Source organism: Streptomyces sp. NPDC000878 (assembly GCF_053599695.1).
Window position 1 is genome coordinate 1 of record NZ_JBSFMT010000165.1, and the last position, 4,856, is coordinate 4,856.

Sequence of the window (4,856 nt, forward strand, 5' to 3'; positions counted from 1 at the left end):
TCACGGCAGCGCCGATGATCGTCCCGGTCACCCCCAGCAGGGACGCCAGCACCGCGCCGACCACTGTTGCGAGCGCGCTCGCCACCACCTGCACATTTCGCCCCGGAAGGGGCGCGGCTCGTTCACGTGCGCGTCAGGGTTGTGTCAAAGACGTAGCCCTGCCTGCTTCTCGTCCCTTTTGTCGACATTGCTGGACGTAAGGTCGACGCTGCGTACACAGCGGGCGCGGGAAGACAATGAGGCCATGGGACGCGGCAAGCTTCGGATCTACCTCGGTGCGGCACCGGGCGTCGGCAAGACGTACGCGATGCTGTCCGAGGCGCACCGCCGTGTCGAGCGGGGAACGGACTGTGTGGTGGCCTTCGTGGAGCACCACAGCCGGCCGCGTACGGAGGTGATGCTCCACGGGCTGGAGCAGATCCCGCGCAAGGAGCTTGCCTACCGCGGATCCGTGTTCACCGAGATGGACGTGGACGCCGTGCTCGCCCGCCGGCCGCAGGTCGCCCTGGTGGACGAACTGCCGCACACCAATATCCCGGGCTCACGCAACACCAAGCGCTGGCAGGACGTCGAGGAGCTGCTGGCCGCCGGTATCGACGTGATATCGACTGTCAACATTCAACATCTTGAGTCGTTGGGTGACGTGGTTGAGTCGATCACTGGTGTACGTCAACAGGAGACGGTTCCCGACGAAGTGGTCCGGCGTGCGGATCAGATCGAGCTGGTCGACATGTCCCCGCAGGCGCTGCGCAGGCGGATGGCCCACGGCAACATCTACAAGTCCGACAAGGTCGACGCGGCCCTCTCCAACTACTTCCGCCCGGGGAACCTGACCGCCCTGCGGGAGCTGGCGCTGCTGTGGGTCGCCGACCGGGTCGACGAGTACCTGACCGAGTACCGCAGCGAGCACCAGGTGTCGAAGATCTGGGGCTCCCGGGAGCGGATCGTGGTCGGGCTGACCGGCGGGCCCGAGGGCCGTACGTTGATCCGGCGGGCCGCGCGGCTCGCGGAGAAGGGTGCGGGCGGCGAGGTCATGGCCGTCTACATCTCCCGCAGCGACGGGCTGACCAACGCCTCGCCGAAGGAACTGACCGTCCAGCGGACCCTGGTCGAGGATCTCGGCGGAACGTTTCACCATGTGGTCGGGGACGACATCCCGGTGGCCCTGCTGGACTTCGCGCGGGGCGTGAACGCCACCCAGATCGTGCTGGGCGTCTCCCGGCGCAAGACCTGGCAGTACGTCTTCGGGCCCGGGGTCGGCGCGACCGTGGCCCGGGAGTCGGGGCCCGACCTCGACGTCCACCTGATCACGCACGGCGAGGCGGGCAAGGGGCGCGGGCTGCCCGTGGCCCGGGGCGCCAGGCTCGGGCGGGCCCGGATCATCTGGGGCTGGCTGGTCGGCGTGGTCGGCCCGGTCGCCCTCGCGCTGCTGCTGAACACCGTCGACCTCGGCCTCGCCAACGACATGCTGCTGTTCCTGGCGCTCACGGTGGCGGCGGCCCTGCTCGGCGGACTCCACCCGGCGCTCGCCTCGGCGGCCTTCGGCTCGATGCTGCTGAACTACTACTACACGCCGCCGTACCACCGGCTGACCATCGCCGACCCGAAGAACATCGTCGCCCTCGTGATCTTCTTCGGGGTCGCCGTGGCGGTGGCGTCCGTGGTGGACCTGGCCGCCCGGCGTACGCATCAGGCGGCCCGGCTGCGGGCCGAGTCGGAGATCCTCTCCTTCCTCGCGGGGAGCGTCCTGCGCGGCGAGACCAGCCTGGAGGCGCTTCTCGAACGGGTCCGGGAGACCTTCGGGATGGAGTCCGTGGCCCTGCTGGAGCGCGCCTCCGACGTCGATCCGTGGACCTGCGCGGGCAGCGTCGGCACCCGGCAGGCGGTGGAGCGCCCGGAGGACGCGGACGTGGACATGCCGGTCGGCGACCACATGGCGCTCGCGCTGTCCGGACGGGTACTGCCCGCCGCCGACCGGCGCGTACTGGCCGCGTTCGCCGCCCAGGCGGCCGTGGTGCTCGACCGCCGGCGCCTCCAGTCCCAGGCCGACCAGGCCCGTGCCCTCGCCGAGGGCAACCGGATCCGCACGGCGCTGCTCGCCGCCGTCAGCCATGACCTCCGTACGCCACTGGCCGGGATCAAGGCGGCGGTCACGTCGCTGCGGTCGGACGACGTGGCGTGGTCCGAGGAGGATCAGGCCGAGCTGTTGGCCGGCATCGAGGACGGGGCCGACCGGCTCGACCACCTCGTGGGCAACCTGCTGGACATGTCCCGGCTCCAGACCGGCACCGTCACCCCGCTGATCAGGGAGATCGACCTCGACGAGGTGGTGCCGATGGCGCTGGGGGGCGTACCCGAGGACAGCGTCGAGCTGGACATTCCGGAGACGCTGCCGATGGTCGCCGTCGACCCCGGGCTGCTGGAGCGGTCGGTGGCCAACCTGGTCGAGAACGCCGTCAAGTACAGCCCGTACGGGGAGACGGTGCTGGTGGCCGCCAGTGCCATCGCCGACCGGGTGGAGGTGCGGGTGGTGGACCGTGGGCCGGGCGTGCCGGACGAGGCGAAGGACCGCATTTTCGAGCCCTTCCAGCGGTACGGTGACGCTCCGCGCGGGGCCGGGGTCGGACTGGGCCTGGCCGTGGCCCGGGGGTTCGCCGAGGCGATGGGCGGCACGCTCCAGGCCGAGGACACGCCTGGGGGCGGACTGAGCATGGTGCTCACGGTGCGGGCGGCGGGAGAAGGTGTCGGTACGGGGGACGAGTCTGTGCGGCGTGGTGGAGTGACGGGGGCTGTGGGAGTGGGAACAGAAGTGCGGTCGGAAAGGCAGGTGTCATGACCCGGGTGCTGGTGGTCGAGGACGAGCCGCAGATCGTGCGGGCGCTCGTGATCAACCTCAGGGCACGCAAGTACGAGGTCGACGCGGCCCCCGACGGTGCCACCGCCCTCGAACTCGCCGCCGCGCGCCACCCCGACGTGGTCGTGCTCGACCTGGGGCTGCCCGACATGGACGGCGTCGAGGTGATCAAGGGGCTCCGGGGATGGACCCGGGTGCCCATCCTGGTGCTGTCGGCCCGGCACTCGTCCGACGAGAAGGTCGAGGCGCTCGACGCGGGCGCCGACGACTACGTCACCAAGCCCTTCGGGATGGACGAGCTGCTGGCCCGGCTGCGGGCCGCCGTCCGCCGGGCCGAGCCCACCGGGAGCGGCGAGGACGACGTCATGGTGGAGACCGACGAGTTCACCGTCGACCTCGCCGCGAAAAAGGTCCACCGCGGGGGGCACGACGTACGGCTCACTCCCACGGAGTGGCATCTGCTGGAGGTGCTCGTGCGCAACACGGGCCGGCTGGTCAGCCAGAAACAGCTGCTCCAGGAGGTGTGGGGGCCGTCCTACGGGACGGAGACCAACTATCTGCGCGTGTACATGGCGCAGCTGCGGCGGAAGCTGGAGACGGACCCCTCGCATCCGAAGCACTTCATCACCGAGCCCGGGATGGGGTACCGGTTCGAGCGGTAGGGCCTGCTCCGGTGAGGTTGTATGCACGGGGGTACGTCGGTGTCGGTGGGCGCCGGTACGCTTCAGGTATGAGTGCTGTTCCTCGTTCCGAGAAGCCGACGGGCCGGTTTCGGCGCATGCTCGACCGGCTCTCCTCGTCGCAGGAGGACCTGGAGTCCGAGGAGCTGCGCGAGGACACCGAGACCGCGGGCTGTACGCGTATCGGTGACTGCCACGACCGACAGATAGTGACGGTTACTGGTACCTTGCGCACGGTCACGCTGCGGCCGAGGGCGGGGGTCCCGGCCCTGGAGGCCGAGCTGTTCGACGGCTCGGCCGCGCTGGACGTGGTGTGGCTCGGCAGACGCTCCATCGTCGGGATAGAGCCGGGACGCAAGCTGATCGCGTCGGGGCGGATCTCGATGAGCAGGGGCCGCCGTGTGCTGTTCAATCCGAAATACGAACTGAGACCTCTCGGACGGGAGTAGCCGGTGACGTCGCTCGACAAGCCGACCGAAGACGCCCAGCACGATTCCAGGGCGGTGACCGAGGCCGCGCTCTTCGAGGCGTTCGGCGGTCTGCGGGGCATGATCGAGACGGTCCTGCCGGGGCTGCTCTTCGTCACGATCTACACGATCAAGAAGGACCTGCACGCGTCGGCCATCGCGGCCCTCGCTGTCTCGGTGGTGCTGGTCGTGGTGCGCCTTGTCACGAAGGACACCGTCAAGCACGCCTTCAGCGGGGTGTTCGGGGTCGCCTTCGGTGTCGTCTTCGCGATGATGACGGGCGATGCCAAGAACTTCTATCTGCCCGGCATGCTCTACACGCTGGGGCTGGCGCTGGCGTACATCATCACGACGCTGTGCGGTGTTCCGCTGCTCGGGCTGATCCTCGGCCCGGTCTTCAAGGAGAACCTCTCCTGGCGTACGCGCAACCCGGGGCGCAAGAAGGCTTACGCGAAGGCCAGTTGGGCCTGGGGGCTGATCCTGCTCGCCAAGTGCGCGATTCTCTTCCCGCTGTACTGGTGGGCGGACACGGCGTCGTTCGGGTGGGTGCTGGTGGCGCTGAAGATTCCGCCGTTCCTGTTGGCCGTGTGGCTCACGTGGGTGTTCCTGGCGAAGGCGCCCGCGCCTATCGATGTGTTCGCGGAGATGGAGGCGGAGGAGCGGGCTGAGGAGGAGCGGCGGAAGGCTTCGGCTTCTTCTGAGTAGGGGGTGTGTGGGGCGGGCGTTGGATTCTTCTCGCCCCCGCCGCCCCTACCCGTCCCATCCCGTTCCTGGGGGCTGCGCCCCCAGACCCCCCTTCGCGCTGAACGCGCTCGTCCTCAAACGCCGGACGGGCTGGGAGGGGGGTCTGCGGGT

The 4,856-nt window shown here is 69.5% G+C and carries 4 protein-coding genes; all 4 read left to right on the forward strand.

Going from position 1 to position 4,856, the window contains the following annotated elements; all coding sequences use genetic code 11:
- Positions 1-244 precede the first annotated feature (244 nt).
- The gene (locus ACWDR4_RS49760) at positions 245-2,836 is read left to right on the forward strand and encodes an ATP-binding protein (RefSeq protein WP_450418786.1); all 2,592 of its coding nucleotides are present in this window, start codon (positions 245-247) and stop codon (positions 2,834-2,836) included.
- Entirely contained in the window at positions 2,833-3,516 is a 684-nt protein-coding gene (locus ACWDR4_RS49765) for a response regulator (protein ID WP_450418787.1), read from the forward strand. Before ACWDR4_RS49760 ends, ACWDR4_RS49765 begins: the two co-directional genes overlap by 4 nt.
- 68 nt (positions 3,517-3,584) lie before the next feature.
- Entirely contained in the window at positions 3,585-3,983 is a 399-nt protein-coding gene (locus ACWDR4_RS49770; RefSeq protein ID WP_369029372.1) for an OB-fold nucleic acid binding domain-containing protein, read from the forward strand.
- Between the two features lie 3 nt (positions 3,984-3,986).
- On the forward strand, positions 3,987-4,706 hold the full coding sequence (locus ACWDR4_RS49775; protein WP_450418789.1) for a DUF3159 domain-containing protein: 720 nt from the start codon (positions 3,987-3,989) through the stop codon (positions 4,704-4,706).
- The last annotated feature ends 150 nt before the right edge of the window (positions 4,707-4,856 follow it).

Excerpts from the sequence above, each read along its gene's own strand:
- ACWDR4_RS49760 (WP_450418786.1), top strand. The coding sequence starts at position 245 with ATGGGACGCGGCAAGCTTCGGATCTACCTCGGTGCGGCACCGGGCGTC.
- ACWDR4_RS49765 (WP_450418787.1), top strand. The coding sequence starts at position 2,833 with ATGACCCGGGTGCTGGTGGTCGAGGACGAGCCGCAGATCGTGCGGGCG.
- ACWDR4_RS49770 (WP_369029372.1), top strand. The coding sequence starts at position 3,585 with ATGAGTGCTGTTCCTCGTTCCGAGAAGCCGACGGGCCGGTTTCGGCGC.